The following is a 24700-nucleotide window of genomic DNA, read 5'->3' on the forward strand; positions in this document are numbered from 1 at the left end:
CTATAGGCAGCCCGGCATACCCTGCGGTGTTTTGCGGACCGACGAATTGTCAGTTGCCCATCCAGCCGACTTGACAGAAATGTATACAGCATGGCTTTGTCGCCGAATCGTCACCAGGCGTTCACCCGCAGGGTCCGACGCCCGATCCGTCCAGCAGGATGCGTCCCGAGCAGGGTGCTTTCAGAACAGGTCCGTCAGAGCAGGATCCAGGCCGCGCTGAGGCCGATACCCGCGAGTTCCAACGGTTCGTGCGCGCGAAGCGTCGACTCCGGGTCGTGACGCAGCGCGTCGGCCGTCGCCTCGTCGACGAGGATCTGACTCGCCGCGGCGGCGTTCGTCAGGCGTGCGGCGCGGTTGACCGTCGTGCCGTAGATGTCGCCGAGACGCGCGAGCACGCGACCCGTCGACAAGCCCACGCGCATCTGTGGCAGCAGGTCGTCGACCTCCGACATCTCCTTGAGCGCACGCGCGATGCGCGAGGCGCCCTCCGGGTCCTGGTGCGAGAAGAGGATCTCGTCACCGACCGTCTTGACGACGGCGCCCCCGTGCTCGCTGACGATGTCCGAGGCGACCGCCTCGAACCGCGTGACGAGCGCCGCGAGATCACTCTCGCTGAGCTGACGCGCGAGGCGCGTGAAGGAGACGAGGTCGGCGAAACCGACGGTGCGCACGACACCGAGGTGCGTCTCGGGCTGCGCATCGGCCAGCAGGCGCGCGAGTGCGACGCCGACGTTGCGGCGCCACACGTAGAGGAGCAACGGCTCGAGGTCGTCGACGAGGCTCGCCATCTCCTCCGCCGCGGCGCGGGCGAGGGGCTTGCCGCCGCGCGGGCCTCCGTCACGCTGCGCGAGCATGTCGACGACGAGTTGCACCTGCCACATCGCGAGTCGGCCGGTCGTGCGCCCCAGCGCACGCGCCAACCCGAGGAGGGTGTCGACGTCGAGATCGTGCGCGGCCGTCATCGCGGACACCGCGCGCAGGGCGTCGAGGTCGGTGTCGGTGAACGCGACGTCCGCCTCACGCGAGTTGGCGAAACCGAGAGCGCGCCACACGCGACGGGTGTCGTCGGCGTCGACCCCGGCGTGCGTCGACAGGTCACGGCGCTTGTAGCGGCGCGGCGCGCCCATGAGGCGTCGCTCGACCGCGTCGATGAACATCGAATCGTCGGAATCGAGGTGGGACACCGGGTCAGCCATCACGTCTCGCCTTCTGCCTCGTACCGATCACTCGTCGGCGTTCCGCCCGCGTCGCTCGCCGGCCTCCGCGCGGCTGCCCAAGCGGGCATGCACGACGTCCGCCACCGAGTACGCCATCGTAGGCGCTGAGCCTGGACGCGCACCGGGAACGGTCGTCACGAGCCGCCCGCCGTCGTCGATGCCGGCGCCTCGCCGCCGCGCCACCTTGCCGTCGGGGGTGTGCACGTCGACGAGGCTGCCGATCGTGCGACAGTGTCGACGCACGCTCTCGCGGGCGGCCGCGAGCGCCACGGGTTCGCACCAGGCACGCGCGGCACGGGCGACGTGCGCAGCGACGGCCGCGAGCACCTCGTCACGCGCGGCGTCCAACCCGACGAGTGACGTCGACGTCGCCGTGTCGACGGGCAACTCGCCGCGCTGCTGAGCCACGTTCACCCCGACGCCCGCGACGACGAGGTTGCCCGGCGCCACCTGACACAGGACGCCGGCGACCTTGCGCCAGTCGCCGCTCGCCCCGCCGGTGCCCGGGCCGGCGTCGACGCCGCTCTCGTCGCCGTCGTCATCCCACACCAGGACGTCGTTGGGCCACTTCGTGACGAACTCGACGTCCGCCCCGCGCTCGTCGGCCAGCTGCGCGAGGGCGGCGCGCACGGCGTCACCGACGAACAACGGCACCCAACCCCACGTCGCCGCGTCCCGTGGCAGCGGCAGCGTCATCGAGACGGTGACGGCGGCGCCCGCGGGCGTCACCCAGGCCCGATCGAGGCGTCCGCGCCCGGCGCGCTGGCGATGGGCGGCCACGAGGTGCCAGCGCTCGGCGGTGTCGAGGGCGACCACATTCGTCGAATCGACCTCGTCGAACAGGTCGACGCGAGCCCACCCGTCGGCACGCAGATCCCGCGGCATCCCTGGCGAAAAGGCTACTGACGAGTTCGTGTTCGAGGTCACGTGACAAGGTTAGGCTGTCGCCCATGACGCTCGACGACGTGCCCCCGGACACCTGCCTCGATCTGCACACCACGGCCGGAAGGTTGAAGGATCTGGCGAACCGCACGGCGGAGGCGGTGCACGCCGGTTCGGCCCGCGCGGTGGAGAAGCAGCACGCCAAGGGCAAGCTGACGGCTCGTGAGCGCGTCGAACGGCTGCTCGACGAGGGCTCGTTCGTCGAACTCGACGCCCTGGCGCGTCACCGCTCGACGCAGTTCGGGCAGGACAAGAACCGCCCCTACGGTGACGGCGTCGTCACCGGCTACGGCACGGTCGACGGGCGCACGGTCTGCGTGTTCAGTCAGGACTTCACGGTCTTCGGCGGCTCCCTCGGCGAGGTCTTCGGCGAGAAGATCTGCAAGGTCATGGATCTCGCGATGAAGCTCGGCGCACCCGTCATCGGCATCAACGACTCGGGCGGCGCGCGCATCCAGGAGGGCGTCGTCGCGCTCGGTCTCTACGCCGAGATCTTCCGTCGCAACGTGCACGCGAGCGGTGTCATCCCGCAGATCTCGCTCGTCATGGGCCCCTGCGCCGGTGGCGCCGTCTACTCCCCCGCGATCACCGACTTCACCGTCATGGTCGATCAGACGTCGCACATGTTCATCACCGGCCCTGACGTCATCAAGACGGTGACGGGTGAAGACGTCGGCTTCGAGGAGCTCGGCGGCGCGCACACGCACAACTCGCGCTCCGGCGTCTCGCACTACATGGCGAGCGACGAGGACGACGCGATCGAGTACGTCAAGGCGATGCTCGGCTACCTGCCGAGCAACAACATGGACCCGGGGCCCTCGTTCGAGGTCGCCGCCGACCTCGAGATCACCGACGCCGACCGCGCGCTCGACACGCTCGTGCCCGATTCGGCGAACCTCGCCTACGACATGAACGACGTCATCGCCGCCGTCGTCGACCCCGCGGATCCTGACGATGCGGGCTCCGGCCCCGACTTCCTCGAGGTGCAGCCGCTGTTCGCACCCAACATCATCTGCGGGCTCGCGCGCGTCGAGGGGCATAGCGTCGGCATCGTCGCGAACCAGCCGGCTCAGCTCGCCGGCACGCTCGACATCAACGCGAGCGAGAAGGCGGCGCGTTTCATCCGCTTCTGCGACTCGTTCAACATCCCGATCCTCACGCTCGTCGACGTGCCCGGCTTCCTGCCCGGTACCGACCAGGAGTGGGGCGGCATCATCCGCCGTGGCGCGAAGCTGCTCTACGCCTACGCGGAGGCGACGGTACCGCTCGTCACCGTCATCACGCGCAAGGCGTACGGCGGTGCGTACGACGTCATGGGGTCCAAGCACCTCGGCGCCGACATCAACCTCGCGTGGCCGACGGCGCAGATCGCCGTCATGGGTGCGCAGGGCGCGGCCAACATCGTGTACCGCAAGGAGCTGACGGCGGTCGCCGAGAACGGCAGCGCCGAGGACGTCGAGAAGCGTCGCGCGCAGCTCATCGCCGAGTACGAGGACACGCTCGCCAACCCGTACATCTCAGCCGACCGCGGCTACGTCGACGCGGTCATCCCGCCGCACGAGACGCGCGTCCAGGTCGTCAAGGCGCTGCGGGCGCTGCGTCACAAGCGCGAGGACCTGCCGCCGAAGAAGCACGGAAACATCCCGCTGTGAGCGAGGCAACCGAGAGCCCGCGCCCGACGATCCGGTTCGTCAGCGGCGCGCCGACCGACGAGGAGATCGCCGCCGTCACTGCTGTCGTCCTGGCGCGAGCGGCTGCGGCGTCGGTCACTGAATCACCCGCCCCGGTGCGTTCCATGTGGGGACGCCCCGCGCACGTCCGCCACGCCCGTCCGCGCAGTTGGGCCGAATCGCGCCTGCCGCGCTGAGGCTGGCCTTCGGCGGATGATCGTCGCCCGGAATCGCGTCAGAGGTGACGCGATTGCGGGCAATGATGCTCAGCGCAGCTTGGCTTCGAGCTTGGCCTGGTAGCGCGGCGCCAGCACGCCGGCCGCGACGACGCGTTCGATGATCGCGCGGGCACCGCCGGTGTAGGCGCGGAACACGTCGACGACGGTGACGCCGTGCTCGGGCACGTCGACGACGTCGACCATGTCGCCCGCCGTGATCGTCCCGGGCTCGACGACGCGGGTGTACGCGCCGGGCCGTCCGTGGTCGGTGAAGCGCTTGACCCAGCGCGGCTCGTCGATCGCCCAGGCGAAGGTTCGGCAGGGAACGCGGGGGCCGGTCACCTCGAGCAGCGCCGTGCCCATGCGCCAGCGGGTGCCGATGACGGCGTCGTCGACGCGGACGCCCCGCGTCGTGACGTTCTCGCCGAAGGCCCCGTCGGGAATCGAACGCCCCAGCTCGGCGCCCCAGTGGTCGAGCTCTTCACGCGCGACCACGTACACCGCCTGCTCGCTGCCCCCGTGATGCTCGAGATCACCGACGTGGTCACCGCTGACGCCGCTGCGCCCACCCGCCTCGCGCGGGCCGGGGTCGACGACGCCGATGCTCGCGACGGGTCGCTTGCGCATCCCCGTGAGGTGCTTCTTCGCATCCCACACCTCTGGTCGGCCGATCTGGACACCGACGACGACGAGCTCTCCACCTGCGGTGGGTGACGTGGCGTCGGCCCGCGCCGCTGAGGTGGAAGCCAAGTCCGTGGACGCCGCGGTGGAGCTCACGGACTCCGCCGAGCCGGATGTCGGTGACGCGGCCGTCGTCGCGGTGGATTTCGCCTGCTCCTCCGAGCCCGATGCCGAGGCCTCGGCCGACGCCCTCTGCCCCGCTGCCGCCGCCTTCACCACACCCGCCGCAGCGGGCCGGGCGTCAGGATCGGCGTGAGATGGACTCATCGGCGGCGTCGTCATGGGCGTCAATGTACTTGCGCGCTTTGACGTGCGTCGCGTTGGATCGGTACATGAGCACCTCGAGCGAGCCCCGCGCCACGACCCGTCTCGACGAGATCGCGGACGGCTACCTCGACGCGTCCGTCGCGCTGTCGCCGATCGAGGCAACGGCGCTCGGCATCCCGGGCCAGGATCATCTGCTCGACGACTTCTCCCCCGACGGCTACGCGGCCGCGTCCGATCTGCGTCGCTCGACGTTGTCGGCGCTGCGCACCGCGTCGGCGCAGGACGACGTGGACGCCGTGACGCTCGCCGCGCTGCAGGAGCGCCTCGAGCTCGCCGAGGAGATCCACGACGCCGGCTACGACCTCGCCGACCTCAACGTCATCGCGTCGCCGCTGCAGATGATGCGCGACACCTTCGACCTCATGCCGACCGACAGCGACGAGGACTGGGAGACGATCGCGGACCGGCTGCGCGCCGTCCCCGAGGCGCTCGACGGCTGGTTCGCGTCGCTCGATCACGCCGCGTCGCAGGGCATCGTCGCGGCGCAGCGCCAGATCGAACGCTGCAGCGAGCAATGCGCCGAGCACGGCGGACGCGACGGGTACTTCCTCTCGCTCGCCGAGCGCGCCGCCGTCGAGGGTGGTGGCGATGCCAGCGCGGTGCAGGACGAGGTGCGCGAGGCTGCCGCGCTCGCCGCGCGGGCCTACGCCGACGCAGGGGCGCGGCTGCGCGACGAACTGCTGCCGCGCGCGCCCGAGCACGACGGGGTGGGGCGTGAGCGGTATGCGCTGCACAGCCGCGAGTTCCTCGGCGCACGGGTCGACCTCGAGGAGACCTACCGCTGGGGTCAGGACGAACTCGCGCGCATCACCGACGAGATGTCGCGCCTCGCCGAACGCATCGCGCCCGGCGCCGGCGTCAAGGGCGCGATGGCCGCCCTCGACGCCGACGACGCGTACGCCCTGCACGGCACCGACGCGCTGCGCGCCTGGATGCAGGCGAGCGCTGACACCGCCGTCAGCGCTCTGGCGGACACGCACTTCGACATCCCCGACCCGGTGCGTCGCATCGAGTGCATGATCGCGCCCACGTCCTCGGGCGGCATCTACTACACCGGCCCGAGCGAGGATTTCTCCCGCCCCGGACGCATGTGGTGGGCGGTGCCGAAGGGCGTCGAACGGTTCGGCACGTGGCGCGAACTGACGACCGTCTACCACGAGGGCGTCCCCGGCCATCACCTGCAGATCGGGCAGACGATGTACCGCTCGGGCCTGCTCAACCGGTGGCGCCGCATGGGGTCGTGGGCGTCCGGGCACGCGGAGGGCTGGGCCCTGTACGCCGAGCGCCTCATGGACGAGCTCGGCTTCCACACGGACGACGCCACCCGCCTCGGCATGCTCGACGGGCAGTCGCTGCGCGCCGCGCGCGTCATCGTCGACATCGGCGTGCACTGCGGTTTCGAGGCTCCCGCCGAGGTTGGTGGGGGCGCCTGGACGTACGACAAGGCGTGGGCATTCCTGTCGGCGCACGCCGACATGGCCGAGGGCTTCCTGCGCTTCGAGCTCGACCGCTACCTCGGCTGGCCGGGGCAGGCGCCGTCGTACTCGATCGGCGAGCGCCTGTGGCTGTCGCTGCGCGAGGAGACGCGTCGTCGCGAGGGCGCAGCCTTCGACCTCAAGGCCTTCCACCGTCGCGCCCTCGACATCGGCGGCGTCGGCCTCGACGTCCTGCGCGACGCCATCCTCGCCCCCTGACCCACCTGCGATTCCTCACCACCTTCGCGATTCGCGTCCCCATCGGCGAACCGCGTCCACCTTCGCGCCTCTGACCGAATGTGGACGAAAAACGCAGATGAGGACGGGAATCGCAGATGCGGCGGGCCCCATGCGTGCCTGACGGGGTGGGAGCGGGGGCGCCGGTAGGCTGGCGCAAGCCGATGTCCCCAACCTTCGGAGCGCTACGCCACCATGTCGCCCACCCAGTCGAGCCTCGCCACGACCTCGCCCTACTCGATCGTCGCCGTCGACGCTGACGAGTTCGTCCGGACGATCCACGACGCGGGCGCGCGCGTGCCCGTCGAGCAGTCGCCCGAGTGGGCGCGCTACGACGATTCGCTGCCGGGCCGCCGTCACTGGCGCTACCTGCTCGTCCACGACGCCGCGGGCGCCCACGTCGCCGCACTGAGCCTGACGGAGTTCGCCGGCCGCGCGCTCGTGCAGCTGTGGGGCAAGTTCGCCCCGATCTGGCTGACGCACGCGGCGCCCAGCGCCGCTGACGAGCGCGCCCTGCGCGACGCCCTGGCCGCGTACGTCAAGGCCGAGCACCCCAGGGCGGCACTCGTCCGCCTGCACGCCACGCACGCGGCGCCCGACCTCATCGAGCCGCTCACCGAGGTCTTCTACGACCGTACGCTCGTGCTCGACCTCTCGCTCAGCGAGGACGAGCTGATGGCGTCGATGTCGAAGAACGGCCGCCGTGACCTGCGGTACGGGCTCAAGAACGACGCCCTGGTCTTCACCGACGAGACGGGCATCAGCGAACAGGACTTCGCCGAGCAGGTCTTCCCCGTCTTCACCGAGACCGCCGAACGCGGCCACTTCGACCTGCGTCCCGCGCAGTTCTACTTCAACATGCTCTCCCAGCTCGGCCCCGACATCTGCCGCCTCTACACGGTGCGAGACACCTCTGCGGGCGGCGCCGTCGTCGCGTGGGCGCTCGTCACCATCTATGACGGCGAGGCGCGCTACTTCTACGCCGCGACGAGCGCGGCCGCCCGCAAGAGCTTCGCTGCCAACCGCATGGTCTGGGAGTGCATGCTCGCGGCGAAGAGCCGCGGCGCGTCGACGTTCGACTTCATGGGGCTGGGCAGCGACCGCGCGCCCGCGCTCAGCTCGCTCGACGGTTTCAAGCTCAAGTTCGGCAAGGACGGCGCGCGTGACGTCCCGGGCCCGTGGGATCTCGTCGTGCGCCCGCAGGTGCTCTCCGCGTACCGTGCGTCGACGAAGGCCAAGGCCCTCGTGCGTGACGCCCGCAGCAAGGGTCCGAGCACCGTTCGCAGCCTGCCGTCGCAGACGATGCGCACCGCCTCGTCCGCCGCCACCGCCCTCGCCGCGAAGGTCGCCGGCCCCGCACGCGGTGCGACGCCGGGTCAGGGCGGCACTCCCGCGGTGCTGCCGGTCGTGCTCGACTTCACCCTCTCCGGCTACGCCCTGGCGCGCGCGTTCCACGAGCGTTACGGCCTGACGAGCGTCCTCGTCGTCCCGTTCACGACGGGCGCGACGGCCGACTCAACGCTGTTCCACGACACGCGAGAACTCGGGTTCGCCGCGATCAACGACCACGACCTCGTCCTCACCGAGATCCGCCGTATCGCGGCTGAGAACCCCGACCTGACGATCATTCCGCTGACGAACAACGACGGCTACGTGCAGTCGTTGTCGGCGAAGCGCGACACGCTCGGCACCAACGTCGTCGTGCCACACGAGAGCCCCGCGATGCTCGAGCGCATCTCCGACAAGAACCACTTCAACGCCGTCTGCGCCGAGGCGGGCGTCGCGACGCCGGGCACCGTCGTCCTCGACTTCGCCATCGGGCGCCCGAGCGCCGACGACGTCACCTTCCCCTACCCGATCATCGTCAAGCCCGCCGATTCGGCACTGCACAACGCCTTGTCGATGCCGGGCAAGAAGAAGCTGTACGAGGTCGACTCGCGCGACGAGCTCGACGCGCTCATCACCCGCCTCGTCGACGCGGGCTTCACCGGCGAGATGCTCGCGCAGGATCTCATCCCCGGCGACGAGATCCTGTCGGTCACGATGTACCGCGCGAAGAACGGCGAGATGACGCTGGCGCGCACGTCGCGGGTGCTCCTGCAGGATCCGCGCCCGGCCTACCTCGGCATCCCCGACGTCCAGGTCGTGCAGGACATGCCCGACGTCGTCGAAGCCTCGCGCCGCATCCTCGAGACGGCCGACTATCACGGCTTCGCCAACCTCGACGCCATCCGCGACCCGCGTGACGGTTCCGTCAAGTTCTTCGAGGTCAACCCGCGCTACGGACGCAACTGCTACTACGCCACCGGTTCGGGGGCGAACGTCGCCGAGCAGCTCGTCAGCGACCTCGTCGAGAACTCCCCCGTCACCGCGCCGGCGCCGTCCGACGACCTCGTCTACACCGTCCTGCCGCCGCAGACCATCGCGCGTCTGCTGCCGAAGGGCGCAGAGCGCGACGCCGCCGCGGCGCTCGTCAAGCGCGGACGCTGGGCCGACCCGCTCAAGTACGACGGGGAGCGCAACCCGAAGCACAAGGCGTACGCGCAGATCGCGGCGTGGAACCACGTGCGCGCCTACCGCGGCGCGCCGCGCATCATCGGGGGCTGACGGCTCACGCTGCCCGACCCTCACCCACTCATCGAATGGAGCCCGGCATCGGTCCTCACCGATGCCGGGCTTCGTCATGCTCCCACCGGCCGCGCCACAACCCTCCCCGTCCGAGACGCAACGAGAGCTGCATCACGTCGATGTGACCTGCATCATGTACAGTTTGGTCTGACCAATAATGGTCCGACCAAAGCTGAGCCAGCCTCCCCACCCCCGCAAGGAGTCCGCGTGATCACCTACACCGCGACCCCCGACGCCGTCGGCGACAGCCTGGCACTGTCCGCTCTCGTGGGCTCGTTGCCCCTCCTCACGTTCTTCGCGATGCTGTTGATCGCCAAGGCCAGCGCCTACGTCGCGGGCCTCGCGAGCCTCGTCGTCTCGCTCGTCATCGCCGTCGTCGCGTTCGGCATGCCGACACACCTCGCCCTGCTGTCGGCGACACAGGGCGCCGTCTACGGTCTCGTGCCGATCGTGTGGATCGTCGTCATGGCGCTGTGGTTCTACCGGGTCACCGTCATCTCGGGCCGCTTCAACGACCTGCGCTCGATCTTCGACGCGATCGGCGGCGGCGACATTCGCATCCAGGCCATGCTCATCGCGTTCTGCTTCGGCGGCCTTCTCGAGGCCCTGGCCGGGTTCGGCGCGCCGGTCGCCATCACGGCGACGATGGTGCTCGCCCTCGGGCTCAAGCCGCTCAAGACGGCCGTCGTGTGCCTCATCGCGAACACGGCGCCGGTGGCGTTCGGCGCCGTCGCCATCCCGATCACGACCGCCGGCAACCTGACGGGCCTCGACCCCGCGCACATCGGTGCCGTCGTCGGCCACCAGGCACCGTTCTTCGCGATAGCCGTTCCCTTCTTCCTCATGATGATCATCGACGGCAAGCGCGGGCTCGTCCAGGCGTGGCCCGCTGCGCTCGTCACCGGTGGCGCGTTCGCGATCGCGCAGTGGTGGTGTTCGACGTACTTCTCGTACGAGTTGACGGACGTCGTCGCCTCGCTCGTCGGGCTCGCGGCCGCCATCGTCCTGCTGCGCTTCTGGAAGCCCAAGGGCGCCGACGACGTGCGTCGCAGCCTCGACATCGAAGCGCCCGTTCCCGCCGAGGCGCTCAGCGCCTCCCGCATCTGGATGGCCGTGCTGCCCTATCTGCTCGTCGTCGTCGTGTTCGGCATCGCGAAGCTGTGGAAGCTGGGCGTCGACATCCCTGCGAAGCTCAGCGCCACCGACGTCAAGATTCCCTGGCCGGGCCTCAACGGTGAGCTCGTCAACGCCAAGGGCAAGTCGATCTCCTCGACCGTCTACACGCTGCAGTGGCTGTCGAGCCCGGGCACGCTGCTGTTCCTCACCGGGCTCATCGTCGCGATCGTCTACTCCCTGCGAGACGGCGGCGGCCGCTTCCCGCTCAGGCTGGGTGAGGCGTTCAAGGAGATCGGGCGTTGCTTCTACACGATGCGCTTCTCGGCACTGACGATCGCGTCGGTGCTCGCGCTCGCCTACGTCATGAACTTCTCCGGCCAGACCATCGCGATCGGCGCGTTCGTCGCCGGGCTGGGCGCGTGGTTCGCGTTCCTGTCGCCCGTGCTCGGCTGGGTCGGCACCGCCGTCACCGGCTCGGACACCTCGGCGAACGCCCTGTTCTCGACGCTGCAGCAGACGGCCGCGGAGAAGGCCGGGCTCGACCCGCACCTCATGACGGCGGCCAACACCTCCGGTGGGGTCGTCGGCAAGATGATCTCGCCGCAGTCGCTGGCCATCGCGGCGACAGCCGTCGGCCTGCAGGGCAAGGAGTCGAAGATCTTCCGCGCCGTCGTGCTGTGGTCGCTCGGCATGCTGCTCGTGCTGTGCACGCTCGTCTACCTGCAGGCGCACGCCCTGTCGTGGATGCTGCCCTGAGTCAGCTCACCCTCTGACGCCCCGCATGACGGGCGGACGCATTCGGCGGTCCGCTCGTCATCCGCGACAATGTCGACGTGCACATCGCTCTCCCCATCTTTCTGCTCGTCGCGACGACGATCAGTGTCTCCGTCCTCGCGCGCCGCGTCGGCCTGTCCGCGCCGCTGCTGCTCGTCGCCATCGGCGCGGTGGCGTCGTACCTGCCGCAGGTCCCCGAGGTCCACGTCGACTCCGAAGTGATCCTGCTCGGGTTCCTGCCGCCACTGCTGTACGCGACGGCGATCCGCACCTCGATCATCGATCTCAAGCGCGACGTGTTCCAGATCGTCCAGCTGTCGATCCTGCTCGTCCTCGTGACGGCGTTCGCCGTCGGGCTCGTCTCGTGGTGGCTCATGCCCGTCGGGTTCGCCGCCGCGATGGCGCTCGGCGGTGTCGTCGCTCCCCCGGACGCCGTCGCCGCGACCGCCGTCGCCCGCCGTATCGGGTTGCCGCGACGTCTCGTCGCCATCCTCGAGGGCGAGTCGCTCTTCAACGACGCGACGGCCCTCGTCACCGTCGGCACCGCCGTGAGCGCGCTGACGGGGTCGTTCTCGGCGAGCAGGGCCGGCCTCGCCTTCGTCATCGCGGCGCTCGGCGGCATCGTCATCGGTGTCATCGCGTTCTACGTCGTGGAGTTCGTGCAGAAGCACATCCGCGACGCCGTGACGAGCGTCGCGATCAGCATCATCACGCCGTGGGTCGCCTACCTCCCGGCGGAGGCGATCAAGGCATCTGGTGTCATCGCCGTCGTCGTCACCGGCGTGCTGCTCGGCTTCAAGGCGCCGTACTACAACACGGCGCAGGCGCGGGTCGCATCGCGGATGAACTGGAACTCGATCCAGTTCCTGCTCGAGAACATGGTGTTCCTGCTCATCGGCCTGCAGGTGTCGATGATCATCGACCAGGTCCAAACATCGGACCTCGGCCTCCAACGCACCAGCCTGTACGCGGTCGCCGTCCTCGTCACCGTCATGCTCGTGCGGCCGATGTTCATCATCGCGGCGGCTTGGCTCGGCAAGGTCTCGCGCTGGGATTCGCGCCCCCTCAGCCTGCGCGAGGGCGCCGTCGCAGGCTGGGCGGGCATGCGCGGAGTGGTGACGCTCGCCGCCGCGTTCCTGCTGCCGCCCGAGACGCCGCACCGCGAGTCGCTCGTCTTCATCGCGCTCGTCGTGACGATCGGCACGCTCGTCATCCAGGGCTTCACCCTCGGCCGCGTCGCCAACCTCATGAAGCTACGCGCGCCCGACCCGCGTGAGGACGCCCTCGCGCGCGCCCAGGTCATGCAGGCCTCCGTCGATGCCGGTGAGGCGGCGATGCGCAAGGCCCTCGCCGACGACCCGGAACTGGCGGACACCCCCGAGGCAATCATCAAGTCGCTGCAGAAGCAGGACATGCGCCGCGCGAACCTGCAGTGGGAACTGCTCGGCAACAACGACACGATGGGCCCGACGCAGCAGTACCGCATCCTGCGTCAGAAGATGATCAACGCCGAACGCGACAAGGCACTCGAGATGCGTAACGAGGGCCGCGTCGACCACGAGGTCATCGACAGCATCATGATGCAGCTCGACATCGAGGAGTCGATGATCGTCACCGCCGAGGAGCGCAACGCCGGGCTGCGCGATGCAGGCCCGCTGCTCACGCCGGAGGTTCGTCAGGGCGGCTGCGAACACCTGGAGAAGGCCGCGCACGACTACGCCTCACCCCAGTCGCACGACGGCTGCCAGGGCTGCCTGGAAGAGGGTCGGACGTGGCTGCGCCTGCGCATGTGCACCGAGTGCGGGTACGTCGGCTGCTGCGACTCCTCCGCCGGTCAACACGCGACGAAGCACTTCCGCGCGACCGGTCACCCCGTCATGCGCTCGTTCGAGGCGGGTGAGGAATGGCGCTGGTGCTTCGTCGACAACCTGCCGGGCTGACGGGCGTCCGGCCCGCCTCGGCGCGCCGATATTCTTGAGCCCATGACCGTCCTCGTGCTCGCCTCGAAGTCCCCCGCCCGCCTCGCGACCCTGCGCAGCGCCGGCATCGAACCGTTCGTCCTCGTCTCCGACGTCGACGAGGACGCTGCCGTGGTCGCCGCCCGCGCGCAGCACGACGGGCCGGACGAACTCGCCGCCGAGGACGTGGCGCTGCTGCTCGCGAACGCGAAGTGCGAGGCCGTCGCGTCGGTGCTCGCGCAGGACGAGGTTCCGGCCGAGACGCCCGACGCGTTCATCGAGGACGGCGGCATCATCCTGGGGTGCGACTCGGTGCTCGAGTTCGACGGTGCGATCCTCGGCAAGCCCGCGGACGCCGCCGACGCCCGCGCGCGCTGGCACGCGATGCGGGGGCGCAGCGGCACCCTGCACACCGGTCACTGGATCGTCGACGACCGCGTCGAGGGCACCGGCGCGACGTTCGGCGCCGTCTCGTCAACGATCGTCCACTTCGCCGACCTCGACGACGCGGAGATCGACGCCTACGTCGCCACCGGCGAACCGCTGTGGGTGGCGGGCGCGTTCACGATCGACGGCCTCGCGGGCGCCTACGTCGAACGCATCGAGGGCGACCCGCACACCGTCGTCGGCCTCGGTCTGCCGCTGCTGCGCGAGATGCTCGCCGAGATCGGCGTCGCCTGGCACGAGCTGTGGAACATGGCAGCCTGACCTGGCTCGGTCAGCAGGGACCACCGCACGGGCGCGTGAGGAAACCCTGATCCGTCGCCCTGTCGTCAACCCCTGACGGCGAGAGCTGGCCGCACCGCGTCCGGCACAGGGCGACGCATCGAAAGGCCACTTACGGCCCCCGTGCGCCTGATCACCTGAGACACTGTCAGCGCACGAACTCATGGGGAGGAACACGATGGGCAACTCGCGCGTCGCGGCATCGCTGACGGCACTGACGTGCGCGGCCGCCTTCGCGGCAGCACCGGCGTACGGCGAGGACGCCACGACGAACACATTCGTTCCCGGCGGCCACGCGGTCGAGTTGTCCCTCGCCTCCGGCCAGGGCACGCCGCTGGCGCCGGGGCTGTACTCCTCGACGCTGCCCGTCGACGCGACGTCACGGTACGTCGAGGTCAAGCGCGGCGAGGGCGAGCGCCTCAGCGTCAGCATCAACGGCTCGGCGAGCTGGAAGGGCAACGCGTGGTCCGTCGACTCCGGCTCGCAGGGCCTGCAGCTCACGCTGACGACGGCGGACGGCGCCACGACATGCGGTTCCGACTCGGATTCGTTGACGAGCAGCGGCACGCCCGGGTTGCTCGCGACGCACGTCGACGTCGACGAGACCAAGACGGCGCGCACGTCGTCATCGCTCGGTTCGGGCGCTGACGCCTGCCTGGCCGCGACGTCGTATCGGCTCGAGATCAAGCGCACCATCGACGGCGACAACGCCACGCCCATGCCCGTGCAGATCGCCGTGAAGCGCACGCCCCGCGTCAACGGCACCGTCAAGGTGCCTGCGGGCGAGGTGCCCGACATGACGACGCAGGCGCTCGAGGCGTCCACGACGGCGACGGCCGGTGACGGCTTCGCCAACGCCACGATCCTGCGTCCCGGCGGGTACACGGTGAAGACGCCCATCGGCCGGCGCATGTTCTTCCGCGTGCATCTGTCGTGGGGTCAGCGCATGTCGTTCGGCTGGCAGGCGCCAAAGAACGGCACGACGTACAACCCGTCGCAGGATCTCAACCTGTCGATGCAGATGTTCAACCCCTCCCTCGTCTCCGCGACGCTGTCGGGCGCCGGGACGTCGTCGGGTTACCTGTTCGAGTCGTCGTCGGATTCGGGCTCGAAGGATCTCGGCGTCTACACCGCTCCGATCGACTACGGCAACGCGAACGTCGACTCGAGCGGCTCGGACGCACTGCAGTGGCACAGCGACCCGGGCTGGTACTACGTGGTGCTCGACGTGACGCCGTCGTCGTCGACGCCGAAGCTGCAGGATTCCTCGGAGTTCGACAGTGTCCTGTCCGTGCGCGTCACGGGGACGCCGAACGCGGGCCCGTCGATGGCGGTGCAGCAGCCCGAGCCGGGCAACGTCAGCGGCGTCGGCAAGTCGTCGGCCAACCCGCTGCTGTGGGGCGGCGCACTCGTCCTCGGCATCGGCGCGGTCGTCGGGCTCGGGTACGTGCTGCGACGCCGCGAGAATCACTGACATTCGCCAGGCGCCGTCAGACACGCTCGCTCTGGCCGCGTGAGGCTGCAGGTCAGCGCCTCGCCGGCGTCAGCCCTGCCAGGAGTACGAGCCGTCCTTCTCGGTGCAGGTGAGGGTCTTGCCGCTCGTCGTCTGGGCGGTCGTGCCGGCGTCGGCGTAGGCGCAGACGCCGCCGGTGTTGGCGAGCTGCGGGTCGTACGCGCCGTCGCCCGCGCCCCACGGCTGCCAGAGCGCGAACGCTGCCGCGATGGCCGCCGCCAGAGCGGCCGGAGCCGCGATCCACGCCTTGACGGTGGGGCGACGGCGCACCGCTGCGCCGTCGATGACCGTGGCGGGCGCCGCGGAGGAGTCCGTGAACCCGTCGAGGGCGCGGGCGGCCGCACCTGCCTCGAGGCGGACGAACTCCCCTGACGTCGTCATCTCGGGCAGGCGGTCGGGGATCGGGCGGGCCGCCCATTCCTGCCAGGCGTTCTCCGGGAGCATGAGCCAGCTGAGGGCGTCGCGCGCGTTGGCGGGCCGCCGGTCGGCGACGGGATCGGCGAGGGCGACGAGCAGGTTCCACAGCGAGTCGGGGATACCCTCGGGGCGCGGGGGCACGTCGTCCTTGCGGACACGGATGCTCGCTCCGGGTTTGATGCCGGTCAGCATGTGCAGGCCCATCATTCCGGCGGAGTACAGATCCTGACGGGGGTCGGGATCGTCGCCCTTGGCCTGCTCAGGCGACATGTAGCCCGGTGTGCCGAGAACCATCTCGTTGCTCGTGAGGCGGGGCGCGTCGACGCTGACGGCGATGCCGAAGTCGGTGATCCACGCGGAGGGGCGGCCCAGGCCGGTCGCTTCGAGCAGGATGTTGGCGGGTTTGATGTCGCGGTGCACGATGCCGGCGCTGTGGCAGGCGTCGAGTCCGTCGAGGATCTGGCGCATGAGTTCGGCGACCAGCGGGTAGGGCAGGGCGCCGTTCTCCTTGACGAGTTCGCTGAGCGAGCCACCGTCGATGAGGGGCATCGTGAAGATGACGCGGCCGTCCTCGCCGGCCCAGCCGAGGGGGGTGACGACGTGGTTGTGCTCGATGCGCATGCCTTGTTCGCGCATGAAGCGCAGCAGCGATCCGGCGTCGGACTGGCGCAACAGTTTCGCTGCGACGAGGCGGCGCGACTTGTGGTCGTTGACGCGCCACACGGACCCCATGCCGCCCTCACCGATCTGGTCGATGAGTTCGTAGCGTCCAGCGAACATCTCACCCATGGGTTCGTCTGCCTCCCCGCAGCCTGCTCGAATGTGGTCTCAGCTTACGTGACCACAACCAGGAACGAACCCGTGTCGCACCGAGACAGGCCCCCAGGGCCTGGCCGGAAGATGCGGCAGAAAACATTTGATCGATGATGTGACGAAGCCCCACGCGAGCTTGCTCGCGCGGGGCTTCGTCACATCATCGATCAATTCAGGTCGTTCGGGTGCGAGCCGATGCGGCCGTCCTTGTCGTCGAGGTCGCTGATGGCGTGGAGGTCGTCTTCGGTGAGTTCGAAGTCGAGGACGTCGAAGTTCTCGGCGATGCGGGCGGGCGTCACGGACTTGGGGATGACGACGTTGCCGATCTGCAGGTGCCAGCGGATGATGACCTGCGCGACGGTCTTGCCGACGCGTTCGGCGATTCCTTCGAGCACGGGGTTGGTGAGGATGTCGCCGCCCTGGCCGAGGGGGCTCCAGGCTTCGACGACGATGCCGTTGTCGGCGCAGAAGTCACGGACGGCCTTCTGCTGGAACTTGGGGTGCAGTTCGACCTGGTTGATGGCGGGGAACTCGCCGGTCTCGTCCTTGAGGCGCTGCAGATGCTCGGGTTCGAAGTTGCAGACGCCGACGGCGCGGATCTTGCCGGCGTCGCGCAGTTCGAGCATCGCCTTGAAGGTGTCGACGTAGGTGTCCTTCTCGGGCGTGGGCCAGTGGATGAGGTAGAGGTCGAGCGGCAGGATCGATTGGCCGCCGAGGCGTTCGATGGAGGCGTCGAAGGCCTTCTTCGTCGAGTCGGCCCCCTGGTCGTCGTTCCAGACCTTCGTCGTGAGGAAGATGTCGCTGCGCGGCACGTCGGAGGCGGCGATGCCCTGCCCGACGCCTTCTTCGTTGTCGTAGATGCGGGCGGTGTCGATGCTGCGGTAGCCGACCTTCAGGGCTTCCTGCACGGCGGCGGATGCGCCGTCGTTCTCGACCTGCCAGACACCGAAGCCCAACTGCGGCATCTCGATGCTCGCCGAGCCGGCCTGGAGGGTCACGGTGGGGACGTTCGTGTTCTCAGCCATGTCAGCGGTAACCACGCCGCGCGCTCTCGTATTCCGGCGTTGAGCGCTCGGATGACGTCGGTCCCGGCGCCTGAGGAACCTACCGCCGGGTATTCTCGCCGGTCACCCCCCGCGGCGATAAGGTCACGGACATGAGTTGTGTCACCAAGGTCCTGATCGCCAACCGTGGCGAGATCGCAGTCCGTATTGCGCGAGCGGCGAAGGACGACGGCATCGCCTCCGTGGCCGTCTACGCTGAACCCGACCGTGACGCTCTGCACGTGCGCGTCGCCGATGAGGCCTACTCCCTCGGCGGCTCGACGCCCGGCGATTCCTATCTCGTCGTCGACAAGATCCTCGACGTCGCGAAGCGTTCCGGCGCTGACGCCGTCCACCCCGGGTACGGTTTCCTCGCGGAGAACGCCGAGTTCGCGCAGTCCGTCCTCGATGCGGGCCTGACGTGGATCGGGCCGTCGCCCGCCGCCATCGACTCGCTCGGCGACAAGGTCAAGGCGCGTCACATCGCGACGAAGGCCGGCGCTCCCCTCGTGCCCGGTACGAAGGATCCGGTCGACGACGCGGACGAGGTCGTCGCGTTCGCGAAGGAGCACGGCCTGCCCGTTGCCATCAAGGCCGCCTACGGCGGTGGCGGACGCGGCCTCAAGGTCGCGCGAACGATCGAGGAGATCCCGTCGCTGTACGAGTCGGCGGTGCGCGAGGCCGTCACGGCGTTCGGGCGCGGCGAGTGCTTCGTCGAGCGCTTCCTCGACAGCCCGCGCCACGTCGAGACGCAGTGCCTCGCCGACAACCACGGCAACGTCGTCGTCGTCTCGACGCGTGACTGCTCGCTGCAGCGCCGCAACCAGAAGCTCGTGGAGGAGGCGCCGGCGCCGTTCGTCAGTGACGAGCAGCACGCCGAGCTGCTGCGGGCGTCGAAGGCGATCCTGCGCGAGGCGGGTTACTCGGGTGCGGGCACCTGCGAGTACCTCATCGGCACCGACGGCGTCATCAGCTTCCTCGAGGTCAACACGCGCCTGCAGGTCGAGCACCCCGTCTCCGAGGAGGTGACGGGTATCGACCTCGTGCGCGAGCAGTTCCGCATCGCCCGCGGCGAGGAGCTCGGCTATGACGACCCGACGCCGCACGCACACTCGATCGAGTTCCGCCTCAACGGCGAGGACGCAGGCCGGAACTTCCTGCCGGCGCCGGGCACCGTCGAGAAGTTCGAGGCGCCGAGCGGGCCGGGTGTGCGCGTCGATTCGGGGGTCGTCTCCGGCGACGTCATCGGTGGCGCGTTCGACTCGATGCTCGCGAAGATCATCGTGACGGGCCGCACCCGCAAGGAAGCGCTCGAGCGCTCGCGCCGCGCGCTGGACGAGACCGTCATCGAGGGCATGCCGACGGTGCTGCCGTTCCACCGCGTCGTCGTCGAGGATCCGGCGTTCGCGCCCGAGTTCACCGACACCCCCGACGCGCCGTTCAGCGTGCACACGCGCTGGATCGAGACGGAGTTCGACAACCAGATCTCGCCGTACGACGGCACGCCCGAGACCGCGGCCGAGCAGGCCGCCCGTCAGAGCGTCGTCGTCGAGGTCGGCGGCAAGCGCCTCGAGGTGTCGCTGCCGGGCGACCTCGCCGTGAGTTCCGGAGCGGGCAAGGGCCCCTCGGCCGGCCCGCGTCGCGCCGCACGCAAGGGCGGTGGCGGCGCCGCGGCGAGCGGTGACTCGCTCACCGCGCCGATGCAGGGCACCGTCGTCAAGGTGGCCATAGAGAACGGCACCACGGTCGAAGCCGGCGACACGATCGTCGTCATCGAGGCGATGAAGATGGAGCAGCCGATCACCGCGCACAAGGCGGGCGTCGTCAGCGGCCTCGCCGCGACCGTCGGCGAGACGGTGACGGCCGGCACGGTCCTCGCGCAGATCAAGGACGTCGACGCCTGACGGGCTCCGACGTTCGAACGCCCCGGCACGCCGAGCGTGCCGGGGCGCCTGCGTCTCACGGGTTCCTACGTCTCACGATGGACGCGAAACGCTGGTTGGCTCGATGCCCCGTAGCTCAGTGCGCCCGTAGCTCAGTGCGTGGGGCGCGCGTCCTCTGGCGACGCGGTGCCGAGCAGCACCATGCGCAGCGTCTTGTCGATGTACGGGCCGCGACGCTCCGCAGGCTGCGAGAGCGCCGACAGGACGATGCCCTCGATGCTCGCGACGGCCGTCTCGGCGCGCAGACGCGAATCGGAGCGCGCGCCGGTCTCCGAGGTGCGGCACACGATCGTCTCGACGATGCTGACGAGCTCGCTGCGCCACTCCCCCACGGCCGGCGCGAGCTCGGGCGTGCGCAGCGACTCGAGGGACAGTTCGAGGATCGCGACCATCAACGCGCCGTCGTCCTGCGTCACCCAGCGTTCGAGCAGGGCCGTCGCGAACGGTGCGGTGGCGAGCGGGTCGTCGGTGCCGGACGGGATCTGCTCGCCCAGCGCGCGGACCTGCACGGCCACGCGGGAGCCGACATGCGTCGTCAGGCCGGCGAGCAGCGCGGCGCGCGTGCGGAAGCTGACCGAACACGTGCCCTCGGGAAAACCCGCCTGACGATCGACCGCCCGATGCGTCAGCCCACGCAGCCCACTCGTCGCGAGGACGCTCGTCGCTGCGTCGAGCAGCGCCGTCCGGCGAGGGTTCTCGCAGGCGGCATCGCTGGGCGCGCTCGTCCTCGTCATCGCGTGCGGCGAGGGATCAGAAGACGTCGCTGCTGTGCAGACGACGTGCGGCCTCGGCGATCGAACCCGTCATCGACGGGTACACCGAGAACGTGTTGGCGACCTGGTCGACCGTCAGGCGGTTCGCGACGGCCATGCCGATCGGGTAGATCAGCTCCGAGGCCTGCGGCGCGACGACGACGCCGCCGATGATCGTGTTCGACCCCGGGCGGGCGAACAGCTTGACGAAGCCGTCGGTGATGTTGCGCATCTTGGCGCGCGGGTTCGTCGAAAGCGGCAGCGTGACGACGCGCGCCTCGATCTTGCCCTCCTCGACGTCGGCCTGGCTGTAGCCGACCGTCGCGATCTCGGGGTCGGTGAAGATGTTGGCCGTGACGCCGCGCAGGTTGAGCGGCTGCACCGCGTCGCCGAGGGCATGGTGCATGGCGACGCGCCCCTGCATCGCTGCGACGGACGCGAGCGGGTATACGCCCGTGCAGTCGCCGGCGGCATAGATGCCCTGCGCGCTCGTGCGCGAGACGCGGTCGGTGACGATGTGGCCCGAGTCGGTGAGGTCGACGCCCGCGGCCTCGAGGCCGATGCCCTTCGTCTGCGGGATCGAACCCACGGCGAGGATCGCGTGCGTGCCTTCGACCTTGCGTCCGTCCTCGAGCGTCACGACGACGGTGTCGCCTTCACGCGTTGCGGCCATGGCGCGGCTGCGGTTGAGGACCGTCATGCCGCGGCGGCGGAAGACGTTCTCGATGACCGTGGCCGCGTCGGCGTCCTGGCCGGGCAGCACGCGGTCACGCGAGCTGACGAGCGTGACGTCGGCGCCGAGGCCGAGGTAGGCGTGCGCGAGTTCGGCACCGGTGACACCAGAACCGACGACGATGAGCTTCTCGGGGACCTCGGTGAGGTTGTAGATGTCCTTCCACGTCAGGATGCGCTCGCCGTCGGGCTTCGCGGTGTCCATGACGCGCGGGGTCGTGCCCATCGCGAGGAGGATGACGTCGGCGCGGATGTCCTCGGTCTCGCCGTTCGTGAGCTCGGCCTCGACCCACCCGTGGCCCTTGACGCGGCCGGTGCCGCGCCGGATGCGCACGCCGACACTCTCGAGCTGAGCCTGGATGTCGACGGACTGCGCCTTCGCCAGGCGCAGGATGCGCTCGTTGACCTGGCCCAGGTTGGCGTGCGCGTGCTGGTTCTCCTCGTTGCCCTCGAAGCCGACGCCGAGGCGGCCGGCCGCCTCGAAGCGCGAGAGGAAGTCGGAGGTGGCGATCAGGGTCTTGGAGGGGACGCAGTCGGTGAGCACCGCGGCACCACCGAGGCCGTCACGGTCGATGACCGTGACCTGCGCACCGAGCTGGGCGGCGACGAGCGCGGATTCATAACCGCCCGGGCCACCACCGATGACGACGACAGACTTCTTCCGTGAGCTCACCCCCCTATCCAATCACTTGACGTCAAGAGACTTCGAATCGCGGGCACGTCGATGCATGTGGCGCGAGCAGGGCACGGCGGTAGGTGCGCCTGCAGGTGCGTCGGCGGGCGCATCGGCAACAGGGACGTTCGCGCGGTCGGCACCGGTTGTCGGCCTCGCCACGTACCCTGAAGGGGTGACTCAGCAGACCACTTCGCCCCTGTCCGATCCGAGCGTCGATCCCTTCGAGATCGCGCGTGACGCCGCGCGCGTCATCGCCGAACGCACGGGCGTCGAGAAGCACGACGTGGCGCTCGTCCTCGGCTCCGGCTGGGGCCAGACCGCCGACCTCATCGGCGAGGTCAAGGCGACGATCGACAACACCGACGTGCCCGGGTTCGGCGCGGCGGCCGTCGCTGGTCACAGCGGGCAGATGCGCTCGATCGAGATCGAGGGCAGTGGCAAGCGCGCCCTCGTCTACGGCACGCGCACGCACTTCTACGAGGGCAAGGGGGTGCGCGCCGTCGTCCACGGCGTGCGTACCGCCGCGGCGGCCGGGTGCGACACCGTGGTGCTGACGAACGGGTGCGGCGGCCTGCGCCCGGAGTGGGGCCCGGGCACGCCCGTGCTCATGAGCGATCACATCAACCTGACGGCCACCTCGCCGCTCGAGGGCGCGACGTTCGTCGACCTCACCGACCTGTACTCACCGCGCCTGCGCGACGTGGCGCGTTCGATCGACTCCTCGCTCGACGAGGGCGTCTACGCGCAGTTCACCGGGCCGCACTACGAGACGCCCGCCGAGGTGCGCATGGCGAAGACGCTCGGCGCCGACCTCGTCGGCATGTCGACGGCCCTCGAGGCCATCGCGGCGCGTCACGCGGGCCTCGAGGTGCTCGGCATCTCCCTCGTCACGAACCCGGCGGCGGGTATCAGCCCCACTCCGCTCGACCACGCCGAGGTCATCGAAGCCGGGCGGGCAGCGGCCGAGCGGTGTGGGCAGTTGCTGTCGGGCATCGTCCGGGCGCTGTGACGGCGCCGACCACCGAATCGATCACCGACGCGAGCGAGGAACGACGATGACGACCGACACGGCCCACCTGCTCGACCAGGCACGTGCCTGGATCGCCGACGACCCCGACGAGGTGACACGCGCAGAACTCGAATCCGTCGTGGCGGCAGCCGAATCCGGCGACGCTGCGGCGCTCGATGATCTGGCCGATCGATTCCGCGGACTGCTCGCCTTCGGTACCGCGGGCCTGCGCGGCGCGCTCGGAGCAGGGCCCAACCGCATGAACCGCGTCGTCGTCCTTCGTGCTGCGGCGGGGCTCACGCGCTACCTGCAGACCTCGCTCGGCAAGCGGGACGTCACGGTCGTCATCGGGTACGACGCGCGCACGAACAGTGACGTGTTCGCCGCCGACACCGCGGCCGTCGTCACCGCTGCGGGTGGGCGGGCGCTCGTCCTGCCGCGTCCGCTGGCGACGCCGGTGCTCGCGTTCGCGATCCGGTACGTCGGGGCTGATGCGGGCGTCATGGTGACGGCGAGCCACAACCCGCCGCAGGACAACGGCTACAAGGTCTACCTCGGCGACGGCAGCCAGGTCGTCCCGCCCGCCGACGCCGAAATAGCCGCGGCGATCGACACGTTCCCGTCCGCGGCGTCGATCGAGCGCGCCGAGGACGGCTGGGAGACCCTCGGCGACGACCTCGAGGCCGATTACCGCGACGCCTGTGTCGCCTCGATCACCCCGGGCGGACCGCGCGAGGTCGCCGTCGTCCACACGGCGCTGCATGGCGTCGGGTCGACGACGCTGCTCGCGGCGTTCGAGCAGGCCGGTTTCGCGCGCCCGACGCCCGTCGCGTCGCAGGAACAGCCCGACCCGCGCTTCCCCACCGTCAGCTTCCCGAATCCAGAAGAGCCCGGCGCGATCGACGCGGCGCTCGACCTCGCGCGCGAGGTGCGGCCCGACATCGTCATCGCCTCCGACCCGGACGCCGACCGCTGCGCCGTCGCCGCGCCCGACCCGAGGTGCGCGTCGGCTGAGGACCCCCAGGGGTGGCGCATGCTGCGCGGTGACGAGGTGGGGGTGCTGCTCGGGCAGCGTGCACTCGACCTCGCTGCGACCGGCGCGCTGCACGGCGTCGACGGGGGCGCGCCCGTGCTCGCCAACAGCATCGTCAGCTCGCGCCAGCTCGGCGCGATGGCGGCCGATGCGGGCGTCGCGCACGTCGAGACGCTGACCGGGTTCAAGTGGATCGCCCGGGTGCCCGACATTGCCTACGGCTACGAGGAGGCGCTCGGGTACTGCACCGCGCCGTCCGTCGCGCGCGACAAGGACGGCATCTCCGCGGGCCTCGCCGTCGCGGAACTGGCGGCCGGGTTGAAGGCCGAGGGCCGCACCCTCGTCGACCTGCTCGACGACCTCGCCCGCCGCCACGGCGTGTACGCGAGCGACTCGTTCAGCATCCGCGTCGCCGAGCTGGCGCAGATCCCCGCCATCATGGCGGCCCTGCGCGAACGACCTGCGACGCAGATCGGAGACGTCGTCGTCGCGCAGTTCCACGACCTCGCCCTCGGTGACGGCGGCCTGCCGCCGACCGACGGCCTGCGCTACCTGCTCGCCGACGGCACCCGCGTCATCGTGCGCCCGAGCGGAACCGAGCCGAAGGTCAAGGTCTACCTCGAGGCGATCGTGCCCGTGGACGACCTGGCGCCCGGCGTGGACGACGCCCTGGCCGCGGCGCGTGCGGAGGCGGCCCGCCGTCTCGCCGCGACGCGGCGTGCGATGGAGGAGCTCACCGCACTGTGACGTCTCACGAGAGCGCCGCCGAAGGGGCCCTTCCGACGAGCGACGTTGCCCCC

The 24700-nt window shown here is 70.1% G+C and carries 18 protein-coding genes; 11 read left to right on the top strand and 7 right to left on the bottom strand.

Annotated elements, in window-relative coordinates:
* Positions 1 to 194: 194 nt before the first annotated feature.
* Both ABH936_RS04385 and ABH936_RS04390 read right to left on the bottom strand, forming a co-directional pair.
* Positions 195 to 1196, bottom strand: coding sequence for an adenylate/guanylate cyclase domain-containing protein (locus ABH936_RS04385; protein ID WP_241724813.1), 1002 nt, complete (start codon positions 1194 to 1196; stop codon positions 195 to 197).
* A 27-nt stretch (positions 1197 to 1223) separates the two neighbouring features.
* Complete coding sequence (locus ABH936_RS04390) at positions 1224 to 2144, bottom strand: biotin--[acetyl-CoA-carboxylase] ligase (RefSeq protein ID WP_404602688.1); 921 nt, start codon at positions 2142 to 2144, stop codon at positions 1224 to 1226.
* A gap of 23 nt (positions 2145 to 2167) precedes the next feature.
* Here ABH936_RS04390 and ABH936_RS04395 point away from each other — a divergent pair, with 23 nt between their 5' ends.
* Both ABH936_RS04395 and ABH936_RS04400 read left to right on the top strand, forming a co-directional pair.
* Positions 2168 to 3811: an acyl-CoA carboxylase subunit beta gene (locus tag ABH936_RS04395; protein ID WP_241724815.1), complete on the top strand. Its 1644-nt coding sequence runs from the start codon at positions 2168 to 2170 to the stop codon at positions 3809 to 3811.
* On the top strand, positions 3808 to 4026 hold the full coding sequence (locus ABH936_RS04400) for an acyl-CoA carboxylase epsilon subunit (protein WP_241724816.1): 219 nt from the start codon (positions 3808 to 3810) through the stop codon (positions 4024 to 4026). The genes ABH936_RS04395 and ABH936_RS04400 overlap by 4 nt, the downstream gene beginning before the upstream one ends.
* 69 nt (positions 4027 to 4095) lie before the next feature.
* Here ABH936_RS04400 and ABH936_RS04405 read toward each other — a convergent pair whose 3' ends face one another.
* The gene (locus tag ABH936_RS04405) at positions 4096 to 4995 is read right to left on the bottom strand and encodes an MOSC domain-containing protein (RefSeq protein WP_404602689.1); all 900 of its coding nucleotides are present in this window, start codon (positions 4993 to 4995) and stop codon (positions 4096 to 4098) included.
* 65 nt (positions 4996 to 5060) lie between these two features.
* On the opposite strand from ABH936_RS04405, the gene ABH936_RS04410 reads away from it, so the two are divergent.
* The 6 genes from ABH936_RS04410 to ABH936_RS04435 all read left to right on the top strand — a co-directional run bounded on the left by ABH936_RS04410 (position 5061) and on the right by ABH936_RS04435 (position 15443).
* Positions 5061 to 6749 carry a DUF885 domain-containing protein gene (locus ABH936_RS04410; protein ID WP_241724818.1) on the top strand — a complete coding sequence of 563 codons (1689 nt, stop codon included), beginning with the start codon at positions 5061 to 5063 and terminating at the stop codon, positions 6747 to 6749.
* A gap of 213 nt (positions 6750 to 6962) precedes the next feature.
* Positions 6963 to 9374: a GNAT family N-acetyltransferase gene (locus ABH936_RS04415; RefSeq protein ID WP_404602690.1), complete on the top strand. Its 2412-nt coding sequence runs from the start codon at positions 6963 to 6965 to the stop codon at positions 9372 to 9374.
* Between the two features lie 228 nt (positions 9375 to 9602).
* Positions 9603 to 11267, top strand: a complete 1665-nt coding sequence (locus ABH936_RS04420; RefSeq protein ID WP_404602691.1) for an L-lactate permease — start codon at positions 9603 to 9605, stop codon at positions 11265 to 11267.
* Positions 11268 to 11344: 77 nt separating this feature from the next.
* The gene (locus tag ABH936_RS04425) at positions 11345 to 13225 is read left to right on the top strand and encodes a Na+/H+ antiporter (protein ID WP_404602692.1); all 1881 of its coding nucleotides are present in this window, start codon (positions 11345 to 11347) and stop codon (positions 13223 to 13225) included.
* Between the two features lie 42 nt (positions 13226 to 13267).
* Positions 13268 to 13951: a nucleoside triphosphate pyrophosphatase gene (locus ABH936_RS04430; RefSeq protein ID WP_038569007.1), complete on the top strand. Its 684-nt coding sequence runs from the start codon at positions 13268 to 13270 to the stop codon at positions 13949 to 13951.
* Between the two features lie 196 nt (positions 13952 to 14147).
* On the top strand, positions 14148 to 15443 hold the full coding sequence (locus tag ABH936_RS04435) for a hypothetical protein (RefSeq protein WP_404602693.1): 1296 nt from the start codon (positions 14148 to 14150) through the stop codon (positions 15441 to 15443).
* A gap of 69 nt (positions 15444 to 15512) precedes the next feature.
* On the opposite strand, the gene ABH936_RS04440 is transcribed toward ABH936_RS04435, so the two are convergent.
* Both ABH936_RS04440 and ABH936_RS04445 read right to left on the bottom strand, forming a co-directional pair.
* On the bottom strand, positions 15513 to 16688 hold the full coding sequence (locus ABH936_RS04440) for a serine/threonine-protein kinase (RefSeq protein WP_404602694.1): 1176 nt from the start codon (positions 16686 to 16688) through the stop codon (positions 15513 to 15515).
* A gap of 191 nt (positions 16689 to 16879) precedes the next feature.
* Positions 16880 to 17737: an aldo/keto reductase gene (locus ABH936_RS04445; protein ID WP_404602695.1), complete on the bottom strand. Its 858-nt coding sequence runs from the start codon at positions 17735 to 17737 to the stop codon at positions 16880 to 16882.
* 131 nt (positions 17738 to 17868) lie between these two features.
* Here ABH936_RS04445 and ABH936_RS04450 point away from each other — a divergent pair, with 131 nt between their 5' ends.
* The gene (locus ABH936_RS04450; RefSeq protein WP_404602696.1) at positions 17869 to 19659 is read left to right on the top strand and encodes an acetyl/propionyl/methylcrotonyl-CoA carboxylase subunit alpha; all 1791 of its coding nucleotides are present in this window, start codon (positions 17869 to 17871) and stop codon (positions 19657 to 19659) included.
* Between the two features lie 131 nt (positions 19660 to 19790).
* Here ABH936_RS04450 and ABH936_RS04455 read toward each other — a convergent pair whose 3' ends face one another.
* On the bottom strand, positions 19791 to 20432 hold the full coding sequence (locus tag ABH936_RS04455) for a TetR/AcrR family transcriptional regulator (RefSeq protein ID WP_239303682.1): 642 nt from the start codon (positions 20430 to 20432) through the stop codon (positions 19791 to 19793).
* A gap of 16 nt (positions 20433 to 20448) precedes the next feature.
* The gene (locus ABH936_RS04460; protein WP_006947339.1) at positions 20449 to 21855 is read right to left on the bottom strand and encodes an NAD(P)H-quinone dehydrogenase; all 1407 of its coding nucleotides are present in this window, start codon (positions 21853 to 21855) and stop codon (positions 20449 to 20451) included.
* 175 nt (positions 21856 to 22030) lie between these two features.
* Here ABH936_RS04460 and ABH936_RS04465 point away from each other — a divergent pair, with 175 nt between their 5' ends.
* The gene (locus ABH936_RS04465) at positions 22031 to 22867 is read left to right on the top strand and encodes a purine-nucleoside phosphorylase (protein WP_006947398.1); all 837 of its coding nucleotides are present in this window, start codon (positions 22031 to 22033) and stop codon (positions 22865 to 22867) included.
* Positions 22868 to 22913: 46 nt separating this feature from the next.
* Complete coding sequence (locus ABH936_RS04470) at positions 22914 to 24647, top strand: phospho-sugar mutase (RefSeq protein ID WP_074045505.1); 1734 nt, start codon at positions 22914 to 22916, stop codon at positions 24645 to 24647.
* Positions 24648 to 24700 lie beyond the last annotated feature (53 nt).

Source organism: Dermacoccus sp. GAS27A (assembly GCF_044909235.1).
GTDB lineage: Bacteria > Actinomycetota > Actinomycetes > Actinomycetales > Dermatophilaceae > Dermacoccus > Dermacoccus nishinomiyaensis.